General features: G+C 71.1%; 21 protein-coding genes and 3 tRNA genes. 8 read left to right on the top strand and 16 right to left on the bottom strand.

The features are described from left to right. Positions 1 to 7 precede the first annotated feature (7 nt). The 4 genes from ACFV6X_RS06450 to ACFV6X_RS06465 all read right to left on the bottom strand — a co-directional run bounded on the left by ACFV6X_RS06450 (position 8) and on the right by ACFV6X_RS06465 (position 4,994). Positions 8 to 1,945 (bottom strand): galactose oxidase-like domain-containing protein, encoded by a 1,938-nt coding sequence (locus ACFV6X_RS06450; protein ID WP_385378491.1) that lies wholly within the window; start codon positions 1,943 to 1,945, stop codon positions 8 to 10. Continuing rightward, on the bottom strand, positions 1,942 to 3,861 hold the full coding sequence (locus ACFV6X_RS06455) for a glycosyltransferase family 2 protein (RefSeq protein WP_385378494.1): 1,920 nt from the start codon (positions 3,859 to 3,861) through the stop codon (positions 1,942 to 1,944). The genes ACFV6X_RS06450 and ACFV6X_RS06455 overlap by 4 nt, the downstream gene beginning before the upstream one ends. A gap of 257 nt (positions 3,862 to 4,118) precedes the next feature. Next, on the bottom strand, positions 4,119 to 4,832 hold the full coding sequence (locus ACFV6X_RS06460; protein WP_385378497.1) for a FadR/GntR family transcriptional regulator: 714 nt from the start codon (positions 4,830 to 4,832) through the stop codon (positions 4,119 to 4,121). Positions 4,833 to 4,920: 88 nt separating this feature from the next. Next, positions 4,921 to 4,994 (bottom strand) — tRNA-Lys (locus ACFV6X_RS06465). A gap of 207 nt (positions 4,995 to 5,201) precedes the next feature. On the opposite strand from ACFV6X_RS06465, the gene ACFV6X_RS06470 reads away from it, so the two are divergent. The 3 genes from ACFV6X_RS06470 (at position 5,202) to ACFV6X_RS06480 (ending at position 8,217) form a co-directional block, all read left to right on the top strand. Continuing rightward, a complete protein-coding gene (locus ACFV6X_RS06470) occupies positions 5,202 to 6,335 on the top strand; it encodes a peptidoglycan-binding protein (RefSeq protein ID WP_385378499.1) in 1,134 nt (377 codons plus the stop codon). A gap of 49 nt (positions 6,336 to 6,384) precedes the next feature. Next, positions 6,385 to 7,515 carry an SPFH domain-containing protein gene (locus ACFV6X_RS06475; RefSeq protein WP_385378502.1) on the top strand — a complete coding sequence of 377 codons (1,131 nt, stop codon included), beginning with the start codon at positions 6,385 to 6,387 and terminating at the stop codon, positions 7,513 to 7,515. Positions 7,516 to 7,611: 96 nt separating this feature from the next. After that, positions 7,612 to 8,217, top strand: coding sequence for a lytic polysaccharide monooxygenase (locus ACFV6X_RS06480; RefSeq protein ID WP_385378504.1), 606 nt, complete (start codon positions 7,612 to 7,614; stop codon positions 8,215 to 8,217). A gap of 54 nt (positions 8,218 to 8,271) precedes the next feature. Here the strand turns inward: ACFV6X_RS06480 and ACFV6X_RS06485 are convergent. From ACFV6X_RS06485 to ehuB, 6 genes are all read right to left on the bottom strand, one after another. Continuing rightward, a tRNA-Lys gene (locus ACFV6X_RS06485) sits at positions 8,272 to 8,345 on the bottom strand. A gap of 100 nt (positions 8,346 to 8,445) precedes the next feature. Continuing rightward, the gene (locus ACFV6X_RS06490) at positions 8,446 to 9,204 is read right to left on the bottom strand and encodes an IclR family transcriptional regulator (protein WP_385378507.1); all 759 of its coding nucleotides are present in this window, start codon (positions 9,202 to 9,204) and stop codon (positions 8,446 to 8,448) included. Between the two features lie 205 nt (positions 9,205 to 9,409). Beyond that, positions 9,410 to 10,198, bottom strand: coding sequence for an ectoine/hydroxyectoine ABC transporter ATP-binding protein EhuA (ehuA, locus tag ACFV6X_RS06495; RefSeq protein WP_385378509.1), 789 nt, complete (start codon positions 10,196 to 10,198; stop codon positions 9,410 to 9,412). Then, complete coding sequence (ehuD, locus tag ACFV6X_RS06500) at positions 10,188 to 10,838, bottom strand: ectoine/hydroxyectoine ABC transporter permease subunit EhuD (protein WP_365449927.1); 651 nt, start codon at positions 10,836 to 10,838, stop codon at positions 10,188 to 10,190. The genes ehuA and ehuD overlap by 11 nt, the downstream gene beginning before the upstream one ends. After that, positions 10,835 to 11,536: an ectoine/hydroxyectoine ABC transporter permease subunit EhuC gene (gene ehuC, locus ACFV6X_RS06505; protein WP_385378513.1), complete on the bottom strand. Its 702-nt coding sequence runs from the start codon at positions 11,534 to 11,536 to the stop codon at positions 10,835 to 10,837. Before ehuC ends, ehuD begins: the two co-directional genes overlap by 4 nt. Continuing rightward, positions 11,533 to 12,474, bottom strand: a complete 942-nt coding sequence (ehuB, locus tag ACFV6X_RS06510) for an ectoine/hydroxyectoine ABC transporter substrate-binding protein EhuB (protein ID WP_385378516.1) — start codon at positions 12,472 to 12,474, stop codon at positions 11,533 to 11,535. Before ehuB ends, ehuC begins: the two co-directional genes overlap by 4 nt. Before the next feature lie 119 nt (positions 12,475 to 12,593). On the opposite strand from ehuB, the gene ACFV6X_RS06515 reads away from it, so the two are divergent. Beyond that, a complete protein-coding gene (locus tag ACFV6X_RS06515) occupies positions 12,594 to 13,088 on the top strand; it encodes a DUF3830 family protein (protein ID WP_385378519.1) in 495 nt (164 codons plus the stop codon). Here the strand turns inward: ACFV6X_RS06515 and ACFV6X_RS06520 are convergent. Together ACFV6X_RS06520 and ACFV6X_RS06525 are read right to left on the bottom strand one after the other, a co-directional pair. Next, positions 13,069 to 14,472: an amidase gene (locus ACFV6X_RS06520; RefSeq protein WP_385378522.1), complete on the bottom strand. Its 1,404-nt coding sequence runs from the start codon at positions 14,470 to 14,472 to the stop codon at positions 13,069 to 13,071. The two genes, ACFV6X_RS06515 and ACFV6X_RS06520, sit on opposite strands and share 20 nt — an antisense overlap. Before the next feature lie 17 nt (positions 14,473 to 14,489). After that, positions 14,490 to 15,437, bottom strand: coding sequence for a D-2-hydroxyacid dehydrogenase (locus ACFV6X_RS06525; protein ID WP_385378525.1), 948 nt, complete (start codon positions 15,435 to 15,437; stop codon positions 14,490 to 14,492). A 208-nt stretch (positions 15,438 to 15,645) separates the two neighbouring features. Here ACFV6X_RS06525 and ACFV6X_RS06530 point away from each other — a divergent pair, with 208 nt between their 5' ends. From ACFV6X_RS06530 to ACFV6X_RS06540, 3 genes are all read left to right on the top strand, one after another. Further along, the gene (locus ACFV6X_RS06530) at positions 15,646 to 16,461 is read left to right on the top strand and encodes an aspartate/glutamate racemase family protein (protein WP_365449939.1); all 816 of its coding nucleotides are present in this window, start codon (positions 15,646 to 15,648) and stop codon (positions 16,459 to 16,461) included. Next, complete coding sequence (locus ACFV6X_RS06535; RefSeq protein WP_385378528.1) at positions 16,458 to 17,189, top strand: aspartate/glutamate racemase family protein; 732 nt, start codon at positions 16,458 to 16,460, stop codon at positions 17,187 to 17,189. The genes ACFV6X_RS06530 and ACFV6X_RS06535 overlap by 4 nt, the downstream gene beginning before the upstream one ends. A 104-nt stretch (positions 17,190 to 17,293) precedes the next feature. Continuing rightward, a complete protein-coding gene (locus tag ACFV6X_RS06540) occupies positions 17,294 to 18,424 on the top strand; it encodes an LLM class flavin-dependent oxidoreductase (protein ID WP_385378531.1) in 1,131 nt (376 codons plus the stop codon). On the opposite strand, the gene ACFV6X_RS06545 is transcribed toward ACFV6X_RS06540, so the two are convergent. Next, positions 18,403 to 20,238 (bottom strand): putative bifunctional diguanylate cyclase/phosphodiesterase, encoded by a 1,836-nt coding sequence (locus ACFV6X_RS06545; RefSeq protein ID WP_385378534.1) that lies wholly within the window; start codon positions 20,236 to 20,238, stop codon positions 18,403 to 18,405. The genes ACFV6X_RS06540 and ACFV6X_RS06545 overlap by 22 nt on opposite strands. A 337-nt stretch (positions 20,239 to 20,575) precedes the next feature. Here ACFV6X_RS06545 and ACFV6X_RS06550 point away from each other — a divergent pair, with 337 nt between their 5' ends. Then, entirely contained in the window at positions 20,576 to 21,919 is a 1,344-nt protein-coding gene (locus ACFV6X_RS06550) for a M6 family metalloprotease domain-containing protein (protein ID WP_385378537.1), read from the top strand. Between the two features lie 58 nt (positions 21,920 to 21,977). On the opposite strand, the gene ACFV6X_RS06555 is transcribed toward ACFV6X_RS06550, so the two are convergent. From ACFV6X_RS06555 to ACFV6X_RS06565, 3 genes are all read right to left on the bottom strand, one after another. Next, positions 21,978 to 22,051: transfer RNA gene (locus ACFV6X_RS06555), tRNA-Lys, on the bottom strand. Beyond that, positions 22,042 to 22,623, bottom strand: a complete 582-nt coding sequence (locus tag ACFV6X_RS06560) for a bifunctional DNA primase/polymerase (RefSeq protein WP_385378540.1) — start codon at positions 22,621 to 22,623, stop codon at positions 22,042 to 22,044. Before ACFV6X_RS06560 ends, ACFV6X_RS06555 begins: the two co-directional genes overlap by 10 nt. 164 nt (positions 22,624 to 22,787) lie before the next feature. After that, entirely contained in the window at positions 22,788 to 23,150 is a 363-nt protein-coding gene (locus ACFV6X_RS06565) for a hypothetical protein (protein WP_385378543.1), read from the bottom strand. Positions 23,151 to 23,201 lie beyond the last annotated feature (51 nt).

The raw sequence follows: 23,201 nt of genomic DNA on the forward strand, positions 1-23,201 counted from the left end.
GGCGGGGTTATGGCACTCTCACCCACCGCGCCTGACTGGGCGTCCCTTCCCCGTCGGTGACGAACAGCATGTACCACCCCGACGGAACCAGATTCCTGTTCCGCGGCACCGTCACCGTCACCTCGTCCCCGGCCACGGTGAAGTCCAGCGCGACGGACCGCTGATCCACGTCCGTCACATGCGTGGAAGCGCTCGGTCGGATCAACCGCACGTTCTTCACCGACGACGCCTGCCGCGAGGTGAACGTCCCCGACTCCCCACGCGCGATCGTCCGCGGCCCCCCGCTCAACGAAGGCCGGGCCCCCCGGTACAGGTACGGCGGCGTGTAGATCTCCACCCGCTGCTCGAACTCCCCCGGCTTGGTGTTCGCCGCGTCCCCGAACAGCGAGTCCGACCCGAAGAACATCACCCGCCCGTCGGGCAGCAGAAGCGATCCGGAGTGATAGTTCCGCCCCATCAACGGGTCGGCGACCCGCCTGAGTTCATCGGTCGACGGGTCGTAGAGCCGCGCCTGAAGGATGTCGGAGTCACCGCGCCCGCGATAGTCCCGCGAGCCCCCGGCGATCAGCACGCTGTCGTCCGGCAGGAGCGAGGCCTGCGGATAGCGGGTGCCCGTGCCCAGCGACGGCCCGTCGACGAAGCGCGGCTCGCGGGCCGACAGATCGACGATCCGCGTCTTCTCGCTGGCCAGCCTGGACTCCCCGACCCCGCCGCCCCCGATCACCATGTACTTCTCGTCCTGGGCGGGCGGCAGCAGCACCGTGTTCGCGGTCTCCAGCATGTTCGCGTCGCTCAGGCCGGGCACCTCGGTGAACCTGTTGGTCGCCACGTCCCAGACGCCCGGCTTGCGGCCCACGTCGTCCGGCCCGTACCCCGCGTTCGCCCCGGAGTAGAAGACCTTCCCGTTCTGCATCAGGAACAGTGCCGGATACGTGGGGAACTGCCGCTCCTTCGCGGTGTGACTCCACTCCTTCGTCCGGGGGTCGAAGACCTCGTTCTTCCCCGGCACCAGCTGCCCGATGTCGTCCAGCCCCGAGACGCTGAGGATCTTCCCGTCGCTCAGGGTGGTGAGCGTCGGATACCAGCGGGCCTCCTTCATCGGATCGACCTTGACGTACCTCTCGGCGACGGGGTCGAACTCGTAGGCGTCCCGGATCCCCTGGAAGTCCTTCTTGTCCAGCGCCAGTTTCTGCGCGATGCCGTACGTGTTGCGGGCGTCCGGCCCGGTCAGCCCCTGGACGCGGTAGTTGTCCTGGGTGCCGGTCTCGTACTTGGCGCCTTCTCGCGCGGCCTCGACGTAGATCCGCCCGAATCCGGGGTCGTTGCGCAGGAAGCGCCCGGTCGCCTCGTCGAAGACCTTCTTCGCGCGCGGCACCAGCACCGGGTCCTTGGAGACGAACGTCCTGCCGTTCTCCTTGCCGGTGAACCGGGTGCCCGCGGGCACGGTGATCGGCTTGTCCGGGTTCTCGTTGTAGACGATCATCAGGCCGCCGGCCTTCTTCACATCGCCCTGGAGCTTCTCGTACCGCTTGGTGCCGCCCGCGATCAGCAGGTTGCCGTTGCCCAGCTGCGTATGCCCGGTGCAGAACAGGTCGTTGGGTGTGGGGACCTTCTTCACGGTGCCCTTGACCGGGTCCCAGAGCCGGGTGTCGAACTTCTTCGCGTCGAAGTTGTCCTGGTCATTGCCCGAGCCCGCCACCAGCAGCACCTTGCCGGTGTGCAGCAGCGCCGCGTGAATGGTGTTCTGGCGGTACTCCTCGGGGAACTCGACGATCTCCCAGCGGCCGTTCTCCGCTTTGTACCCGGCCCTGTCGATCCGGTACTCGTGGTACCTCTCGGAGCCGACCCGGTAGAGCCACGGCCCGTTCATCCCGGCCACCGCGAGGACCACCGCCGTGCCGATCGCGAACCGGCGGACACGGCGGTGGCCGGCACGCTCGGTCATTTGGCCACCCCGTGGGCCGGCGTCGCCGCGGGCACCCCGTGCGCGGGTGTCGGGGCGGGCACTACGTGGGCCGGGGTCGGCGGGGGCACGGCGTCCTGCGGTTCGGGTGCGACGGCGGGCCGCTTCCTCGCCTGCCGCAGTTCCCAGCGCCAGGCGAACACCGGCGTCGCGGTGACCAGCATCGCGAACGACGCCCAGACGACCATCGCCGGGTGGGAGTGGCCGAACCGGTGGCCGGCGGCGATCGAGGCACCGAAGACCAGGATGAAGTACCAGTGGTAGCGGAAGGTCCCGAACCACCGGTCCGGGCTCGCCGAGTCGCCCTTGGGCGTGACCACGAACTTGCTCCGGCGTCGCAGCGCCGCGTCGACCAGCGCCTTCGCGTACAGCGGCGCCGACAGCGCGGACATCACCATGCCTGCCACACCGCCGGAGCCCTCCGGCTCGTGCGGCGAGACGTTGTGGCGGCGGTTCCATACGTACAGGCCGATCTGGAGGGCGGAGGCGTTGCCGTAGAGCATCAGCCAGACCGCCGGGTCGATGTTCACGCCCGAGGCGCCGAGCCCCAGGAACAGCGCGCAGCTCAGCGCCGCGAGTATCCAGTTCAGGGCCGACATCGGGTAGAAGATGATCATCATCGTGTAGTTGAAGAGCTTGGTCGGCGGCAGCGAGTACCAGCCCTTCCAGTACTGCTTGAGGATCGTCTCGTAGGTCCCGCGCGACCAGCGCATCTGCTGGGTGAAGAAGTCCGTCCAGGCGCTCGGTCCCTCACCGACCGCGAGCACGTCCGGGGTGTAGACCGAGCGCCACTTCCTGCCGGTGACGGGGTTGCGGTGGCGGTGGATCTCGAAGCCGGTCGCCATGTCCTCGGTGATCGAGTCGTACAGGCCGCCGATCTGCTTCAGCGCCTTGATCCGTACGGCGTTGGAGGTGCCGACGAACATCGGGGCGCCGTAGCGGTTGCCGGCCCGCTGGATCAGCGCGTGGAAGAGGAACTGCTGCGACTCGGCGGCCTTGGTGACGAAGGTGTCGTAGTTGCCGTAGACCTGTGGGCCGATCACGAAGCCGATGTCGGGGTCGCGGAAGAAGCCGAGCATCCGCTCCAGGTAGTTCGGCAGCGGTACGTGGTCGGTGTCCACGGACGCGAAGAAGTCGTAGGCGTCGCCGTGCGCGTCGAGCCAGGCGTTGTAGTTGCCGTGCTTGGTCCTCGCCCGGTGCGGGCCCTCGGCCTGGTTCCACCTCGCGACGCCCTTGCGGGAGAAGTGGTGCACGCCGAGTCGGGCGCAGACCTCCTTGACCTCGGGGTCGTCGCCCTCGTCGAGCAGCCAGACGTGCACGAGGCCCCGGTGGCGGATGCGCACCGCCGCCTCCAGGGTCCTGGTCACCATCTCCAGTGGTTCCTTGCCGGGCACGAAGGAGGTGAGGAAGGCGACTCTCGTGCCGGCCTCCGGCACCACCGGGACCGGGTCACGGGCGACCAGCGTGGCGTGCGCGTTGGACAGCACGTTCATGCAGCGGAAGAACTCGATCAGACCGATCGCCACCAGCATCACGACGTCCAGCGCGGGCAGGAAGGCGTACGCCGGGTGGTCGCGTTCCGTCCAGTGCGCCGGTTGCAGCAGCCAGACCAGCAGGACCAGCGAGAGCAGGGGAGCGGCCGTCAGCATCAGGGCCACCCGGACGCGGTGCGGCTCCTGGGAGATCAGCGAGCGGTACCTCACCCGGTACGGCCTGCTCGGATCGGGTTCGGTGAGGGGGCCGGCCAGCCGGCTGTAGTGCTCGTAGTCGTACCGCGGCAGGGTCTTCCTGAGCCGGCGGAACGTTCCCGTGTGGCCGGTCCGGTGCGAACCCGCCCGGAGCCGGGTGGTCTGTGACGGGTCGGAGTTCTGCCGGGCGCCCGTCGGCGTCGACGTCATGAGTCATCCCCCCACACGCGGGTCGGCACCGCGTGTCTGTCGGTCCCTTCACCCGCTCCGGCCCCCCTCGGCCGTCACAGGCGCGCGTCCGGTCGCGTGATGCCCCCCTCGGCATCGCCTTATGAACGGGGCCCCTCTCCCCGCAACACCGGCAACCGGTTCCTGTCCCCCCAATTGGCGTGTATACGCAGCCTCTTGGGACCAGGGTTCTACGCCGTTCCGCATGATCGCAAGATGGGATACACGGTATTTACCCGTTATACGGGCTCATTCGGACGCAAGTTGGCGTCGGCTGGGGCGCTTGAGTGCAGTCGTGTACGAAGGTGGCGGAAGTGGTCCCTGATGGCCTGCTCGGCGCGGAGCGAGTCACCGGAGCGCACCGCGTCCAGGATCTCCCGGTGCTGCCGGCAGGTGATCCGCGGATCCTGCGGCACCTCGACGAGGTCCCTGCTCACCCGGTGGAAGGCGTCCCAGAACGCCTCCAGCACCTCGCTCAGGAGCACGTTGTCCAGCCCCCGGTAGAGGGTGGCGTGAAAAGTCCGGTCGGTCGCGGCGAGGCCGGCCCCCCGCGCGGCCCGCTGGTCCATGCCGTCCACGAGCGCTTCCAGCTCGGCGAGGTCGGACTGCGGGAGCCGCCCCGCGAGCCGGGACACCAGTCCCGTCTCCATCGCCTCCCGAAGATCGAGGAGCTGGCGCAGGCTGTCCTCGCCCCGGTGGTGCCCGGCGACCGTGCGGAAGGCGAGGCCCTCGATCATCGGTGCGAGGGACATCCGGCCGACATAGGTGCCGAAGCCGTGCCGTATCTCGACGATCCCCATGGCCTGGAGCGCCTTCAGCGCCTCCCGGACCGAGTTCCGGCTCGCGCCGAGGAACGTCATCAGCTCGGGCTCGGTCGGCAGCGGTGCCCCGGAGGCCAGCCGGCGGTCGACGATGAGTTTCTTGATCCGTTCCTGGAGGTCACGCGCTGCCATGGCCAGAGGGTAACCGGCCATAACCGGGGAGGACCCTCCTCCGCCCATGCAAAAGGCCCCTCACCACTGTGAGGGGCCTCGCTGTCGGTGCGCCGCCAGGGACTCGAACCCCGGACCCGCTGATTAAGAGTCAGCTGCTCTAACCAACTGAGCTAGCGGCGCCTGCTGACGTCATTAACTCTACATGACCTCCCGGGGTGCTCCCGACCACCGGAGAGGGGCCGGACGGGCCCGGGATGGGGGCCTGGGATGGGGGCCCGGGGGATGTACATCATTCGGACCGTCAACATGCGCGCCCGGAAGACAGTTGTGAAACTGATCAACGTGCATAGGCCCGGAAGTTCTCGCCAGGAGTGTGAGGGGAATCGCATGGAGACTCCGGTCTTCGAGGAAATCGATCCCGTGAGCGACTGTGACTGCCCCGGATGCGCCCACTGGCGCCGCGTCCTTCCGCACTCCACCCCGCACCGCCCCTCCGCCCATCCCGCCGCCCGACGCGCCCTCGCCCTTGCCGCGCTGACCTCCGCGGCCCTCGGCGTCGGCCAAACAGCGCCCGCCCTCGCGGCCGCCCACGCCCCCCTGCGGCCCGGCGTTCCCGCAGACGAGGAGCCTGAGACCCCCCAGGGCGGCACGGCTCCGCTGCACGGTCCGGCCGGGACGCCGGGCAAACCGTCGGACGCCGGGAAGACGCCCGAGGCGACCCGCGAGGAGATCATCAGGCGGGCCCAGAAATGGGTCGACGCGAAGGTGCCGTACAGCATGACCTCCTACTGGTCGGACGGCTACCGGCAGGACTGCTCGGGCTATGTCTCGATGGCCTGGGGCCTGCCGCAGAACGAATGGACGGGCTCGCTCCACACCTTCGGCACCCGTATCGCCAAGGCGGAACTCCAGCCCGGCGACATGCTGCTGTTCCACAACCCCGACAACCCGGAGAACGGCTCGCACGTCGTCCTCTTCGGCGGCTGGACCGACCACACCCGGACGTCCTACATCGCCTACGAGTCGACCCGCCCGCACGCCCGCAGGGCCGTGACCCCGTACGCCTACTGGAGCAACTCCGCCCGGTACGTCCCGTATCGCTACAAGGGCGTGGTGGAGACCCCGCCCGCGACCCCACCGGAGACCCCGCCCGTGACTCCTCCCGAGACCCCGCCCGCGACGCCGTCCCAGACCCCGGCACTGCCCTGGACCGACCCGAGGCGGGGCGGCAAGCAGGCCGCCGCACCCCACGCCGGGGCCCAGGCGCCCGCCTCGCACGGGGTGCCCGGCTATCCGGGCCGGGCGGTGTTCCGGCCCGGCGCCGACAACCCGCACGTCACCCGGCTCGGCAGACAGCTGGTGAAGAAGGGGTTCGGCAGGCACTACCCGAACGGGCCGGGCCCGCGCTGGAGCGAGGCGGACCGGCGAGCGGTCGAGGCCTTCCAGCGCACCCAGGGCTGGCGGGGCGGTGCCGCGGACGGCTACCCGGGGCCCGAGACCTGGCGCCGGCTCTTCTCCTGACCTGCTGTTCCCCCCACGAACGCATCTGGCGCGGAGGCTGGAGACACGCATGACCACGACCACTCCCCAGGCACCCGACCCTGGGGGAGCCGAGCAGACCCCGCCGCCTCCGGCCCGGTCCACCCGGGTGATCCACAACGAGGCGACCACCGAGATCCCCGTCCATCTGCTGTTCCGTGACGACCCGGACCCGGTGTCCGTGCAGCTGCGGCCGGCCGTGGTGAACCGCCGGCAGGGCACGGGCGAGCAGCCGCGGCTGCGCCGTCCGGTGCCGGCGCGGGCCCGTCCGGTGCCCCAGGTCGACCCCGATCTGGTCGAACGGCCCGCGCGGGTGCTGCCCGCGACGGTGGGGGTGCTCGCCGGGGCCACGGGGGCGGCCGGGGGCGCCCTCACCTCATGGTGGGCGGGTGCGATGCCGCCGGTCGTGGCCACGGCGCTGGGGCTGCCGGCCTCGGCGGGCGCCGGTCCCGGTCCGGCGCAGTGGGCGGCGTACGCCGGGGCCGGGGCGCTGGGACTCTTCGGGTTCGGCGGGCTGGCGCGGGGGCGGACCGGGCGGGCCTGGGTGCTGGGGATGTTCGGCCGCTACCGGGGGACTGTCCGGCGGACCGGTCTGATGTGGGTGAACCCACTGCTGCTGCGCCGCCGGGTCGACGTACGGCTGCGGCACTGGCGCAGTGAGCCGATGCCGGCGGCCGACGGGAGCGGGGTCGCGCTGCGGGTCGTGGTCCTGGTGGTGTGGCGGGTGCGGGACACCGCGCGGGCGGTGCTGGCGGTGGAGGACCACGAGTCGTATCTGCGGGTGTGCGTGGAGGCGGCGCTGGCGCGGGTGCCGGTGGAGATGCCGGGCGCGGCGAAGCCCGCGGTGGACGCGGCGGCCGACGCGCTGACCCGGCTGGTGGCGGCGGACTCGACGCCGGTGGGCCTTGAGGTGTTCTCGGTGCAACCGGTGCGGGTCGAGTACGCCCCCGAGGTCGCCGCCGCGATGCACCGCCGCCGGATCGCCGCCCTGGACGCCCAGCACCGGAACAGCGTGCTGACCTCGGTGGTGGACTCGGTGGAGGACACCGTGACCCGGCTGACCATGCGAGGGCTCGTGGCGCTGGACGACAACGAACGCAAGGTGCTCGTCAAGGACTTGACGGTGGCGTTCTGCGCGGGCCGGGGAGAAACCGGTCCGTGATTGGTATGGACATGTTCAACTCACGGCAATAAACTCATGCTTGGTCTAGACCTGCAAGCTCAGTGAACTTCCCCCACGTTCTCCAGGAGCGGCAGTATGCGCAGAAAGACCAAGTTGTCCGCCGTGATGGTGGGTATGGCGACCACCGGTGCCCTGGTGCTCTCCTCCGGCGGAGCCAGCGGGCACGGCTACACCGACCTGCCCATCAGTCGGCAGAAGCTGTGTCAGAACGGCACGGTGACCAACTGCGGCAACATCCAGTGGGAGCCGCAGAGCGTCGAGGGTCCGAAGGGCTTCCCCTCCTCCGGGCCGGCCGACGGGCGGATCTGCTCCGGCAACAACACGCCCTTCGGTCAGCTCGACAGCCCGCGCACCCCGTCGGGCGGCGCGTGGCCGGCGACCAAGGTGAACGGCGGCCAGAGCTACTCGTTCCGCTGGCAGTTCACCGCCATGCACTCCACGACCGACTTCAAGTACTACGTCACCAAGCCGGGCTGGAACCAGAACCACAACCTGGCCCGGTCCGACCTCAACCTGACCCCGTTCCTCACGGTCCCGTACAACGGCCAGCGTCCGCCGCAGACCCTCTCGCACAGTGGCACCCTGCCGTCCGGGCTCAGCGGCCGGCACGTCATCGTCGCGGTGTGGACGATCGCGGACACGGCCAACGCGTTCTACGCCTGCTCGGATGTCACGTTCTGAGTGGGCCGGACACGCGAAGGAGCCCCTCGCTTGCCGCGAGGGGCTCCTTCGTTGTGCGCCGCCAGGGACTCGAACCCCGGACCCGCTGATTAAGAGTCAGCTGCTCTAACCAACTGAGCTAGCGGCGCATGACTCCCGCCGTCCGCGTACCGCGGCCGACGACGTAGAAAATAGTACCCGGTCCGCGCGGGTGCTCCTGACCACCGCCCGAGGGATCCGGGGCGGACCCTAGAGCGCCAGGGAGAGCAGTACCGGGGCCGCGTTGCGGTTCAGTGTGTCGGCCGCCTGGCGCAGCCGGTGGGCGTGCTCGACCGGGAGCGACAGGGCCAGGCAGCCCACCGCGGAGCCGGCGGTGATCGGGACGGCCGCGCAGACCGTGCCGATCGCGTACTCCTGGAGGTCGAGCACCGGCACCGTGGGCGGCTGGGCCTCCAGCCGGGAGAGCAGCACCTTGTCGCTGGTGATCGTGCGCGACGTGAGGCGGGCCATCTTGTGCCGGGCGAGGTGGTCGCGGCGGCCGTTGTGGTCCAGCTGGCCGAGCAGGCTCTTGCCGACCGCCGTGGCGTGCGCCGAGAAGCGGAAGTCGACCCACTCGTTGACCGCCGGGGTGGCCGGGCCGGCCGCGTACTGGGTGACCCGGACCTCGCCGTCGACGTAGCGGCTGATGTAGACGGCGGCGCCGACGGAGTCCCGCAGCCGGTCCAGGGTGCGCTGGAGCTGCTCGCGCAGGGCCTCGTCGTGGTGGTGCGCGGAGCCGAGGCGGGCGAGCGCCGCGCCGGTGACGTACGCCCCGTCGGTGTCCTGGTCGACGTACCCCTCGCGGCGCAGCATCCGCAGCAGTACCGTCAGCCGCTCCGCGCGCAGGCCCGTTCGGCGGGCGATCCCGGTGACGGTGACTCCGGCGGAGTGCCGTGCCACCGTCTCCAGAACGCGCAGCGCGTCCTGCGCCGAGTGGTACGGCACGGTCGGCTCGTGCTTCAGCGCCACGGTCTCCCCCTGCGCTCGCTCACTTCCGTCCTGGGCCTGCTCTGGCTCTCCACGATAACCGGCAGGAGGCCGGTAGTGAGCGGCAGTTGACGAGATGACGACCCTCCCAGCAGGGGCGTAGCCACTTGGCATATGCCTACGGAATGCCCCGCCGCCCCGACCTCGGGTGACGGTACCGGCGGGTAGTGTGACGGACCGGAAAAAATCACAGCACCGCGCTCAGGAACTCCCGCGTCCGCTCGTGCTCGGCGTCTCCGAAGATCTTCTCCGGCGGGCCCGACTCGATGACCCGCCCCGAGTCGAACATCAGGACCTGGTCGGAGATGTCCCTCGCGAAGTTCATCTCATGGGTCACGCAGAGCATCGTGATGTCGGTGCTGCGCGCGATGTCCCGCAGCACGTCCAGGACGCCCGCGACCAGCTCCGGGTCCAGCGCGGACGTCACCTCGTCGAGGAGCAGCACCTGCGGGCGCATCGCCAGCGCCCGCGCGATCGCCACCCGCTGCTGCTGCCCGCCGGAGAGCTGCGACGGCTTCGCGTCGCACTTGTCGGCGAGGCCCACCAGGTCCAGCAACTCCCGGGCGCGCGCCTCCGCCTCGTCCTTCGACAGGCCGAGCACGGTGACCGGCGCCTCGGTGACGTTGCGGAGCACGGACATGTTCGGGAACAGGTTGAACTGCTGGAAGACCATCCCGATCTTCTTGCGGATCTCCCGGATCTGCTTCTCCGGCGCCGGGAAGAGCTTGTCCCCGTCGACGGTGATCGTGCCCTCGTCGGGCTTGGTCAAGGTCATCAGCATCCGCAGGATCGTCGTCTTGCCCGACCCGGACGGCCCGATCAGCGTGACGTGCCGACCCGCGTCGACGGAGAAGTCGAGGTGGTCGAGGACGAGGTTGTCGCCGAACCGCTTGCTCACCTGCTCCAGCCGGATCAGCTCGGCGGTCTTGTTCGTGGCGGGGTTCTTCTCCGGGTTGGGGAGGGTCTCAGTGGGCAAGGCGTCGCTCCAGGGCTCGCAGAACAAGGGAGGCCAGATAGGAAATGACGATGAAGGCCACGCCGATCACCGTCAGGGGCTCGGTGAAGCGGAAGGTCTCCTGGGAGAACAGCCGGGCCTCGCCGAGCATCTCCAGCACCGTGATCGCCATCAGCATCGGTGTGTCCTTCAGCATGGAGATCACGTAGTTGCCGAGGGCGGGCACCACCCGGCGGACCGCCTGCGGCAGGATCACCGCCGTCCAGGTCCGCCTCAGCGGCAGGTTCAGCGCCGTCGCGGCCTCCCACTGGCCGACGGGCACCGCCTCGATGCCGGCCCGGTAGACCTGCATCGTGTACGTCGAGTAGTGCAGACCGATGCCGATCACACCGGTGGTCAGGGCCGAGGCCGTCACGCCCCACTCGGGCAGCACGTAGAACAGGAAGAACAGCTGCACAAGCAGCGGGGTGTTCCGGACGAACTCGGTGACCACGCCGACGGGCCAGGTCACCCAGCGGCTCGGCACCCGCATCAGCAGGGCCCACACCAGACCCAGGACGAAGGAGATCAGCGAGCCGATCACCAGGATCTGCAGGGTGACCAGCAGACCGTCCCAGAAGTGCGGCATGAAGTCCGTGACCGCGTTCCAGTCCCAGTTCATCGGACCCCCTCCACCACAGCCGGCTCGGGCGTTCGGGCCTTGCGCTGCGGCGCCTTGCCGACCCCGGCCTTCAGCCTCTTCTCCAGCCCGCGCATCATCCGGGTGAGCAGGAAGGCGATCACGAAGTAGATGAGCAGGATGTACGTGTAGATCTCCGCGCTCTCCTGAAGGGCGAGGCGCACCAGGTTGCCGCTGAAGGCCAGGTCACCCATGCCCATGATCGACACCAGCGCGGTGCCCTTGAGCAGCTCGATCAGCAGGTTGCAGAACGGCGGGATCATCTCCGGCACGGCCTGCGGCAGCAGGATCAGCCGCATCCGCTGCCACGGGGTGAAGCTGAGCGCGATCCCGCCCTCCCGCTGCGCCGGGTCGACGGCGTTCAGCGCGCCGCGCACGATCTCGGAGCCGTACGCCCCGTAGGTCAGACCCAGCGCCAGGGTGCCCGCCCACAGCGGGACCAGCTGCCAGCCGAAGGCGGGCGGCAGCACGAAGAACACCCAGAAGATCATCACCAGCGCCGAGGTGCCACGGAACACCTCGGTGTAGAGGCCCGCGAGGAAGCGGACGATCCGCAACCGGTGGGTGCGCGCCATGCCGACCGCGAAGGACACGGCGGTGGCCAGCAGCGTGCTGAGGACGAGCAGCTGGATCGTGACCCAGATGCCCTGAAGTACGAGTTCCCACAGTCCCGAGGTCATCCGCCGCACAGCTCCTTCGCGGTCAGATCCGTCATCTCTTCCTCGGTGAACCCGAACGGCTTGAGGATGCGCAGCAGTTCGCCGCTCTCCTTGAGCTTTCGCAGCTCCCGGTTGAAGGCGTCCCGCAGCCCGGTCTCGGTGGGCCGGAAGGCGAAACCGCCGCCGTCGACATGCGGCTTGCCGTCGACGATCGGCTTGAACGGGTCGGTCGCCTCGGCCTTGGCGGACTTCTTCACCACCTCGCGGGTGGTCAGCGCCGTCCCGGCGAACACGTCCACGCGCCCGGCCTCGACGGCGTTCAGCCCGGCCACCTGGTCGGGCACGATCAGGATGTCGCTCTCCTCGTAGCCCGCCTGCACGGCGTACTCGATCTCGGCGTAGCCGGTGCCGGTGGCGAACTTGGCCTTCTTCTCGACGACGTCCCGGTAGTCGCGCAGCCCGAGCGGGTTGCCCTTGCGCACGATGAAGGAGTCGAGCATCTGGTAGTCGGGGTCGGAGAAGATGACCTGCTCGCAGCGCTTGGGGTTGATGTACATCCCCGCGGCCACGACGTCGAACTGCTGGGAGTTCAGGCCCGGGATGAGTGAGCCGAACTCGGTCGGCACGGGCTGCACCCGGTCCACCCCGAGCCGCTTGAAGATCACCCTGGCCAGCTCGGGCGCCTCGCCGGTCAGTTCGCCGTTCGTGTCGATGTACCCGAACGGGATCTCGCCCGCGATACCCAGGCGCACGACACCGGCGGCCCTCAGCCGGTCGAGCAGGTCACCGCCCTCCGTGCCGGACGCGGTGGCCACGCGGGTGCAGCCGGCGGCGCCCAGCGCGCCGAGCGCCGCGACCCCCGCGAGCAGCGACCGGCGGGTGGGCCCGAAGAGGCGTCCCGGGGCGGGTTCGGATATGTGGTCGGTGTTTCTCGTTGGGCTTCTGCGTGGTGGAGCCATGGGCGCGCGGCTACCCGACCGCACGCGAGTCATGCCGATCTTTTCAAGCCCCGCACCACCCGGGGCAGCGTGCGCAGGCCCCCTTGACCGCGCCGCCGCCGGGCACTCCCATGGAACCCATGGCTGATCGCTACATCGAGGTCTCGCTGGACAAACGCGCCGTCACCTGCAGGGCCAGGCTGCTCGACGACCGGGCGCCGATCACCTGCGCGGCCGTCTGGGACGCCCTCCCGCTGTCCGGTGACGTCTACCACGCCAAGTACGCCCGCAACGAGATCTACGGCCTCTTCCCGCCCTTCGCGGCATCCGAGCCACCACTGGAAAATCCGACCGTAACCCCCATTCCGGGCGATCTGTGCTATTTCGCCTTCGCCGGGACGGAGTTGGGCACGAAGGCCTACGGCTACGACCGCGAGGTCCGCGCCGGTACGACCGTCGTGGACCTCGCGCTCTTCTACGAACGCAACAACCTGCTGCTCAACGCCGACGTCGGCTGGGTCCCCGGCATCGTCTGGGGCCAGATCGTCGAGGGCCTGCCCGCGATGGCCGAGGCCTGCAACGACCTGTGGCGGACCGGCGCGGCCGGGGAGACGCTCAGCTTCCGGCGAGCCTGACCCCGGCGGCGGCACCGGCCTCGTACAGCGCGTGCGCGGCCCGCATGACCAGGTCGTCCCGGTGCCGGGCCGCCACCAGCTGCATCCCGATCGGCAGGCCGTCCCCGTCCGTCCCGACGGGCACGGTCGCCGCGGGCTGCTGCGTCATGTTGAACGGGTAGGTGAACGGGGTCCAGCCCGTCCACCGCCGGTGCCCGGACCCCTTCGGCACCTCGGCGCCCGCCTCGAACGCCGTGATCGGCAGGGTCGGGGTGACCAGCAGGTCGTAGGTGTCGTGGAAGCGGCCCATCCGGCGGCCCAGGTCCATCCGGACGTCCACCGCGGCCAGATAGTCCAGCGCCGAGCAGCGGGCGCCCTGCGCGCAGATCTCCCGCAACCCGGGGTCCAGCAGCGCGCGCTGCTCCGGCCCGAGGCGCTGGGTCACCCGGGCGGCGCCGCTGAACCAGAGCGTGTGGAAGGCGTCCACCGGGTCGGTGAGGTCGGGATCGGTCTCCTCGACGTACGCGCCGAGCTCCGCCAGCAGCTTCACCCCCCGCCGTACCGCCGCCGCCACCGCCGGCCGCACCGCCACCTGCCCGCCCAGCGTCGGCGAGTACGCCACCCGCAGCCCGCGCACGCCGCCCGCCAGGCCGTCCGTGAAGGCCGTGGTCGCCGGCGGGAGCCCCGACCAGTCGCGGGAGTCCGGGCCGCCGATCACATCCATCAGCAGGGCCGCGTCCGCCGCGTCCCGCGTCATCGGCCCCACGTGCGCCAACGTCCCGAACGCGCTCGCCGGATACAGCGGCACGCGCCCGTACGTCGGCTTCAGCGCGAAGATCCCGCAGAACGCCGCCGGGATGCGCACACTGCCGCCGCCGTCGGTGCCGAGCGCCAGCGGTCCCGCGCCCAGCGCCACGGCCGCCGCCGCGCCCCCGCTGGAGCCGCCCGCGGTGCGCGCCGGGTCGTGGGGATTGCGCGTCACCCCGCCGGCCGGCGAGTCCGTGACGCCCTTCCAGCCGAACTCGGGCGTCGTCGTCTTGCCGAGGAACACCGCGCCGTGCTCGCGCAGCCGGGCGACGGAGGGGGCGTCCTCGTCCCAGCGGCCCTCCGGATCGACCGTCCGGGAGCCGCGCAGGGTCGGGGCGCCGCGCAGCAGCAGGATGTCCTTCACGGTGACCGGCACCCCGTCGAGCAGCCCGTCCGGTGCGCCGCGCCGCCATCGCCCCTCGGACTCCCGGGCCCGGCGCAGCGCGTCCTCGGCGGTCAGCCGGACGAAGGCGTTCACCTCCGGCTGGATCGCCTCGGCCCGCTCCAGCGCCGCGCGGGCCGCCTCCACCGGGCTGAACTCGCCCTTGCGGTAGCCGTCGAGGAGCCTTACGGCGGTCAGCTCGGTGAGCTCGGTCATCCACCCTCCCAGGAACGTCAGTGTCCGGGTACATACCCACGCTGTTTGTCCACCACGTTCGGCAGCGGCCGCCCCGCCTCCCACGCGTCGTACAACTCCACGAACTGGGCGCCGAGTTCGTCCCGCCAGCCGACGGTGTCGCCGCTCATGTGCGGGGACACGATCAGGTTCGGGACCTGCCACAACGGGCTGTCCGGCGGCAGGGGTTCGGCGTCGAAGACGTCCAGGGCGGCACCCGCGATCCAGCGCTTGGCCAGCGCCTCGGCGAGCGCCTCCGCCACCACCAGCGGCCCGCGGCCGACGTTGACGAAGCGGGCGGAGGGCTGCATCATCCCGAAGCGGCGCGAGTCGAACATGCCGTGCGTCTGCTCCGTGAGCGGCGCCGCCGCGATCACCCAGTCGGCGCGGGCCATCAGCCGGTCCAGGTCGTCGGGGCCGTGCACGCCGGTGCGCGGGGTGCGGCCGACGAGGGCGGTGGTGACGCCGAGCGCCTTGAGGGTGCGGACGATGGCCCGGCCGATCGGGCCGGAGCCGACCACGACCGCCCGGCCCCCGGTGACCTTCTGCGACTCGCGGTGCCGCCACGCGCGCTCCCGCTGGAACTCCAGCGTGCGCGGCAGGTCCTTGGCCATGGCCAGCACGAGGGCGGCGACGTACTCGGCGATGGGCTGGTCGAAGATGCCGCGCGCGTTCGTCACCACGGTGTCGCCGGCGGCGAGTTCCGGACACATCAGGTGGTCCACGCCCGCGCTCGCGGTGTGCACCCAGCGGGGCCGCGGCCCGTCGCCCGGCCACGCCGCACGCACGGCGTGCGAGGTGAAGTCCCACACGAGCAGCACATCCGCGTGCGGCAGCCTCTCGGCGAGGGCCGCGGCGTCCGTGTGCTCGATCCGGGCGCGGCCGGTGAGGCGGCCCAGCCGGGGGAGGGGTTCGGCGTCCAGGACGAGCAGGGTGGGAGTGGGCATGAGCAGCCGTTTCTCCAGCCGTTCGCGAGGGGCGGCCGACCGTGGGGCAACGGCCGGTGACGACATGTCAACGGGGTTTAACCGCGTGTTGACCTGGGAGTGATCCAGGCGGATTGACCACGCTCGCACCCGAACCTACCGTCGTCAACACGGGCGTTCCCCACGATCCGTTGCCCACTCGTCTCCGAGCGTGAGGCCGGTGCCTGCCATGGACGTCGCTTTTCTCGGCGGACCGGCTCCGCAACGCGGAATCGGTGTCGTCGCCCCCTTCGACTTCGCGCTGGACCGCGAGCTGTGGCGCTGGGTGCCGGACGAGGTGTCCCTGCACGTCACCCGCACCCCGTACGTGCCGGTGGAGGTGAGCCTGGACCTGGCCCGCCTGGTCAGCGAGCACGAGACGCTGAGCGAGGCGGTGCGCACGCTGAACGCGGTCGAGCCCGAGGTGATCGGCTACGCCTGCACCTCGGGCAGCTTCGTCGGCGGCATCGTCGGCGAGCGCGCGATGTGCGAGGCGATGAGCCGGGCGGGCAACGTGCCGGCGATCACCACCTCCGGCGCGCTGCTGGAGGCGCTGGTCGAGCTGGACGTACGCCGGGTGGCGCTGGTGACCCCGTACACGGTCTCGGTGACGCGGGCGTTGGAGAGCTACGTCGCCGAGGCCGGCGTCGCCGTCACGGGCTGCGCCTTCATGGGGCTGACCCGGCACATCTGGAAGGTGCCCTACCGCGAGGTGGTGGACATGGCCCGGCGGGCGGTGCGGGGCGCCGCCGACGCCCTGTTCATCAGCTGCACCAACCTGCCGACCTACGACGTGATCCCGCAACTGGAGGCCGAGCTGCGCATACCGGTGATCTCGGCCAACCAAGTGACGATGTGGGCGGCACTGCGCCGACTGGGTACCCGTGCGGTGGGGCCGTATCAGGCGCTGATCGATCCGGCGGCGCGCACCGGTCCCGTCCTGTCGGGGGAGACCCCCGGCGCCGTAGTGCCGGAAGAAGAGCAGCAGCAGGAAGGCTGGACATGACAGCACTGGGATTCCTCTACCCGGGCCACTCCGCCGAGGACGACTATCCGCGCATCGAACAGCTCCTGGGCAGCGACATCCGGGTACACCTGGTGCACACCGACATCGGTGAGGACGCCCACCGGGTGGACGCCCTGCTCGAAATGGGCGCCCCGGCCCGCCTCGCCGCCGGCGTCCAGGAGCTTCGGCACGCCGGCGCCGACGCCGTGGTGTGGGCGTGCACCAGCGGCAGCTTCGTGCACGGCTGGGAGGGTGCACACGAGCAGGTGCGCACCCTGGCCCAGGCCGCGGGCATGCCGGCGTCCTCGACGTCCTTCGCGTTCGTGCACGCCGTGCGGGAGGTCGGCGCGGGGCGGGTCGCGGTCGGGGCCACCTACCCCGAGGACGTGGCCCGGCTCTTCGTGGACTTCCTCGGGGCGGCCGGCATCGAGGTGACCGGCGTACGCAGCTCCGGGATCATCACGGCGGCCGAGGTCGGCACCTGGGGCGAGGCCGAGGTCTTCGCGCTGGCCCGCGCGGCCGACGCCCCCGACGCGCAGGCCGTCCTCCTCCCGGACACGGCGCTGCACACGGCCGCCCACATCCCGGCCCTGGAGAAGGAGCTCGGCAAGCCGGTCCTCACCGCCAACCAGGTCACCGTCTGGGAGGCGCTGCGGCTGGCGGACCGCCGGGTGAACGCGCCGCGGCTGGGGGCGCTGTTCACCAGGGAGCCGATCGTGCAGGTGTGAGGGAGCGGGCGGACACCCCACGGACGCCCCGACGGGAATAAGCGGGGACCGTCTCCTGTTAGCGGCCTGAGGACACCGCACGGCCGAAAACCAGGAGGCACCCCTTGCCTTACGACCAGCACGACGAGCACGAAGAGCGCGGCGGGCGCGACGAGAACGGGATCCGCGGCACCGCACTCGGCACCGCTCCCGTCCCCCTCTCCGTACTGGATCTGGTCACCGTCGGCGCGGGCCGCACCGCCACCGACGCACTGCGCACGAGCGTCGCCCTGTCCCGGGTCGCGGAGGCCCGCGGCTTCCACCGGTACTGGGTCGCCGAGCACCACTCCATGCCCGGCGTCGCCTCCTCGTCCCCGGCCGTGATCCTCGCCCATCTCGCCGCCCACACCGAGCGCATCCGGCTCGGTTCGGGCGGCGTGATGCTGCCCAACCACGCCCCGCTGGTGATCGCCGAGCAGTTCGGCACGCTGGAGGCGATGGCCCCCGGCCGGATCGACCTGGGCCTCGGCCGCGCCCCCGGCACCGACGGCGCCACCGCGGCGGCCCTGCGCCGCACGGAGCGTCTCAACGAGGGCGCCGACGACTTCCCCGAGCAGCTCGTCGAGCTGACCCGGTTCCTGGACGACGACTTCCCCGACGGCCACCCCTACCGGCGTATCCACGCGGTCCCCGGCCCCGTCCAGGCCACCTCGCCCGGTGGCGTGCAGTCCCCGCACCGCCCGCCGGTCTGGCTGCTCGGCTCCTCCGGCTTCAGCGCCCGGCTGGCCGGCCTGCTCGGCCTGCCCTTCGCCTTCGCGCACCACTTCTCCGCGCAGAACACCATCCCCGCGCTCGACCTCTACCGGGAGTCCTTCAAGCCGTCCGCCCTCCTCGACGAGCCCTACGCCCTGATCGGCGTCTCCGCGCTCGCCACCGAGGACGAGAGGGAGGCCCGGCGCCAGGTCCGCGCCGCCGCGCTCAGCATGATCCGGCTGCGCACCGGACGGCCGGGTCTCGTGCCCACTCCGGAGGAGGCCGAGGCGCACGAATTCAGCCCGCTGGAGGAGGAGTTCGTCACCTCCTGGAACGCCAACGTCATCCACGGCACACCGGACGAGGTCCGCGCGGGCCTCGACGGCCTCCACAAGCGCACCGGCGCCGACGAGTTGATGCTCACGGCCAACGCGCACACCGGCGAGATCCGGCTCCGTTCCTACGAACTCGTCGCGGACGCCTACGGGTTGCCGACCGCCTGACCGGACGGACACGCCAGCAGTTCGGAGATGCGATCCGGCGGCACCGGCCGGGAGTACAGCCACCCCTGCCCGGTGTCGCACCCGATCCGGCGCAGCCGGCCGGCCTGCGAGGAGGTCTCGACGCACTCCGCCGTGACGGTCAGCCCCAGCCGGTGCGCCAGCTGGATCATCGCCTCGACGATGACCTCGTCGGCCGGACTGGCGTGGGTGCCCGCGTCCTCGTACTGGAAGCCCCGGACGAAGGATCCGTCCAGCTTCAGCACCGACACCGGCAGTCTGCTGAGGTAGGCGAGGTTGGAGTAGCCGGTGCCGAAGTCGTCGATGGCGATCCGGACGCCCATGTCGCTGAGCGCCTGGAGTGCCTGCAACGGGCGGCCGGCGGAGCCCATCACCGCGGACTCGGTGAGCTCCAGCTGGAGCAGCTGCGGGGCGAGGTCCGTCTCGGCGAGGATCTCGGCGACGTCGGCGACCAGGTCGGAGTCCCAGACCTGACGCACGGCGACGTTGACGGAGACGAACAGGGGTGGTTCGTCGGGGCGTTCGAGCTGCCAGCGGCGGGCCTGGCGGCAGGCGGTGGCGAGCACCCAGCGGCCCAGCGGGACGATCGCGCCGTCCTCCTCCGCCAATCCGATGAACCGATTCGGCGTCAGCATGCCGAACTGCGGATGGTTCCAACGGACCAACGCCTCGACCCCGCTGAGCCGTCCGTCCGCCATCCCGACCAGCGGCTGGTACTCCAGGACGAACTCGCCCCGGTCGATGGCCGGGCGCAGTGTGGAGGCGAGCGCCTGGCGGGTCATGCGGTGCGCGTTGCGCTCGGGGTCGAACAGCGTCCAGCGGGACTTGCCGTCCGCCTTCGCCCAGTACAGCGTGGTGTCGGCGGCCTGCATCAGACCGGTCGCGGTGGTACCGGACGCCTGCCGCTCGACGACGCCGATCGACGCCGACAACGACAGCCGCTGACCGGCCAGATCGAAGGGTTCCTGGAGGGCCGTGAGCACCGACTCGGCCAGCTCCGCCAGTTGCTCGGTGCCCGTGGAGTCCTCGACCAGCAGCGCGAACTCGTCACCGCCGAGCCTGGCCACCAGCGGCGCGCTCGCCCTGGCGAAACCGGCCTCGTCCGCACAGCGGCCGAGGCGCTCGGCCACGGCGGCGAGCAACCGGTCGCCGACCCGGTGGCCGAGGGTGTCGTTGACCGCCTTGAAGCCGTCCAGGTCCAGGTAGCACAGGCCGATCCGGCCGGTGCCGCCCCGCTCGTACGACTCCACGTCGAGGGCGGCCGAGAGGCGCTCGAAGAACAGCGTGCGGTTGGGCAGCCGCGTCACCGGGTCGTGCATCTGCAAGTGCCGCAGTCTGCCCTGGAGTTCGCGCCGCGCGCTGATGTCGGCGGCGGTCAGCAGCACGCCCCGCGCGCCGTCCGGGAGCGGGGCGACGGTGACCTGCACCCAGACGCTGTGCCCCTCGGGGTGCTTCAGCCGCCGGCTGCACCGCAGCTTGGCCTCCCGCCCGCGCAGCACCTCGCGGTACGCGTGCCAGGTACGGGCGTCGGAGGCCAGGTCGACCAGGTCGGCGGCGATCCGTCCGGTGAGATCGCCGGGACCGGTACCGAGGAGGTCGGCGAGTGCCGCGTTGGCGCTGACCACGAGGCCTTCGCGGTCGACGACGGCCATCGCCAGTGGTGCGGCGGCGAAGGCGGATCGGTAGGAGTCGGAGGCGTCGGCCCCGGTACTTCGCGACGCCTGGTGGTTACTGTCTGTGACGGCCGGCCCGATGAGGTCTGCCGCGGGCGTCGGCCCTTCGGACGTTCCGCTCACCGCTCGCTCCCGCAGTGCACTCGATCTGCTCGATCTCTGCTCGATCTCTGTCCGGGCAGGAAAGGGTCAGGAAAGTGTGCCGATCATAGAGGGCCGCTCCCGCCGCTCGCAGCCCACTGTCCAGTGTCGCGGAACACGCGCGGAACGACCCGCCCTCCTGACAGATCGTTTCTGCCCGCCTGAGGCCCGGTTCTCCCGCCCAACGACCGATTGTGACGGACCGTGAGCGGTTCGGGGGTGTCGGCCGGTTTGGTGACCCCGTTCGGCCTCGGTCCCCTCACTCGTCCGGTGCAGACAAACAGGGCATACAACAATAAATTCACACAGTCTGGATGCGGTGTCCCGCGAACCGCATCCGGAGGTCCTTGTGCCGCGCCAGCTGCCCTTGGGGGAACGCACCCGTGAGGCCCTCCAGGGGCTCGGACGCGTCGCCGCCCGCCCCCGACTGCGCAGCACCGCGGCCGTGTTCACCACGCTGACGGCGGTGGCGGCGACCTCCCTCATCGCGTGCCCCTCGGTCGCCGAGCCCTTCGCGGCGGCGCCCTGCGCCCTGACCCGCACCCAGGCCCACCACTCCGAGGGCCTGGACACCTGGAACGCCGCCTACCCACGGCCGGCCGGCACGCTGGACGCGGTGATGGTCTTCCTGTCCTTCCCGGACGCCCGCCCGCTGACCTCACCCACCGAGCTGGCCGCCGACCACTTCCCGGCCACCAGTCGCTACTTCGAACGAGCCTCCTACGGCAAGTTCCGTCTTCGCTCCCACCCGGTGCGGCACTGGATCAGCATGCCGCGCCCCTCCACCGCCTACGCCATACAGCGCGACTGGGGCCCCGCCCACCGGTCCGCCTATCTGCGGGACGCGCTCGCCGTCGCCGACGGCCACGTCGACTTCTCGCGCTACGACGTCGTCTACTTCGTCGCCGACCCGCACGCCCCCGGCGTCGACTCGGACGCCACGAAGGTCGTCAATCTGGACACCCCGCTGCGCGCCGACGGCACCGACATCCGCCGGGTCGTCACGGTGTTCGAGAACCACCCGCCGGACCGGCTCGTCCTCGCCCACGAGACCGGCCATGTCTTCGACCTGCCGGACCTCTACCACCGCCCGGACGACGGAAAGGGCGACTGGGACACCCATGTGGGTGACTGGGACCTGATGGGCAGCCAGTTCGGACTGGCCCCGGATCTGTTCGGCTGGCACAAGTGGAAGCTGGGCTGGCTGGAGCCCCGGCAGGTGGTCTGCGTCCGGGGCGACCGGCCCGTACGGCTGACGCTGGAGTCGCTCGGCGCCGCCCCCGGGCTGCCGTCCACCGCACCGGCCGGCGCCCCCGCGTTCGGGCTGGGCCGCGGGACCAAGCTGGCGGTGGTGCGCACGGGGTCCGACAGCGCCCTCGCCGTCGAGGCCCGTGGCTCGGTCGGCAACGATCAGCAGAGCTGCCGCCAGGGCGTCCTCGTCTACCGCGTCCACGCCGGCGCCGAGTCCGGCGGCGGCCCGGTCCAGGTGATCGACGCCCACCCGCACACGGAGGCGTGCTGGGAGGGCTCGGTGTACCCACCCCTCGCGGACGCACCGGTCGCCCTCGGCGAGAGCTTCACCGTGCCGGGCACGACCGTGCGGCTGGACGTGGAGGGGCGCACGGCGTCCGGCGGGTGGACGGTGAAGATCGCCAACGAATAGCGGCCGCGCCGGGGCATGAGAAAGCCCCCCGCGTCCGCGAGGGGCTTTCTCGGTGTCGTGCGCCGCCAGGGACTCGAACCCCGGACCCGCTGATTAAGAGTCAGCTGCTCTAACCAACTGAGCTAGCGGCGCCTGCTGACGTCGTAGACCTTAGCATCCAGGTCGGGGGGAGGAAAAATCGATATCCGCACCGTTGAGCGGGCCGCCCGGACCGCCGCCCAGAGCAGGATTTCGGGGCCCGGGAGCCAGGGGTGACGGGTGTCGGGGGCGACGAGCCAGCGGGATCCGGACGCCTGCTCCGACTCCGCGGCGGCGGGCGCGGGGACGGTGACCGCGTCGCCCGTTCCGTGGCAGAGGAGAGACGGGATCGCGGCCGTCCGGCCGGGGGACGCCGGGCCCGTGGACCCCCACTCCTCCCACTCCAGCAGCGACGGCAGCCGCTGTGCCGTACCCGGGGTGGCGAACAGCAGCATCCGGCCGCGGAACACCGCGACCGGCCCCGAGCCCGGTCCGTCGTCCCACAACCGGTCCAGCATCCGGCGTCCGAAGATCGCGGGCGCGCTCACGATGTCGAAGGCGGAACCGCACGGCAGCACCACGGGCGCGTCCGGCTGCTCCTCCCAGAAGGCGAGGGTGCTGCGCGGATACGTTCCTGCCGAGGCGAGCCAGGCGGCGCCGTCCGAGGTCACTGTGCTGCTGCTCATGGCACCTACAGGTACCGGGAGTGAACGTCACGTTTCCACGGGTTGCCGGAAACCGGGACAGGAGCGGGCGGGAAGGGGTACCTTGCCCGGCTGGCATATGCCGAAAGGGTGGTCGTGGGCGGCATGAGCGACATCCTGCCGCCCATGGCCTCCGCCACCGTCCCTCAAACGATATCCGGGCCCCGCGCCTCGACGCCCCGCAGCAGATCCCGGCCGAACTCCACCATCTTCTTCGCGTAGTCCTCGGTCCACTCGGCCTGCTCGGCGATGTCCGCCGACGTCAGCCGGTCGAACCGGCGCGGATCGGCGAGCTGCGCCGCGGCCATGGCCTGGAACTCCACCGCCCGGTCCGCGGCGGCCCGGAACGCCTGTGTCAGCTCCGTGGCCCGTGCCAGCAGCGTCCGGGGGTCGTCGATGGACTCCAGGTCGAAGAAGTGCTCCGGATCGGAGGCCGCCTCCGCGGGCTCGAAGAGCAGGGGCGCGGGGCGTAGCCGCGGTTCGTTCCGACGCGGCGTGGGCTCCGCCATGTCCTCATCTCCTCCTCGTACGTTTCCGACGGCACCACCCGTCCAGGGTGG

Origin of the sequence: Streptomyces sp. NPDC059861 (assembly GCF_042731435.1) — a bacterium.
Lineage (GTDB): Bacteria > Actinomycetota > Actinomycetes > Streptomycetales > Streptomycetaceae > Streptomyces.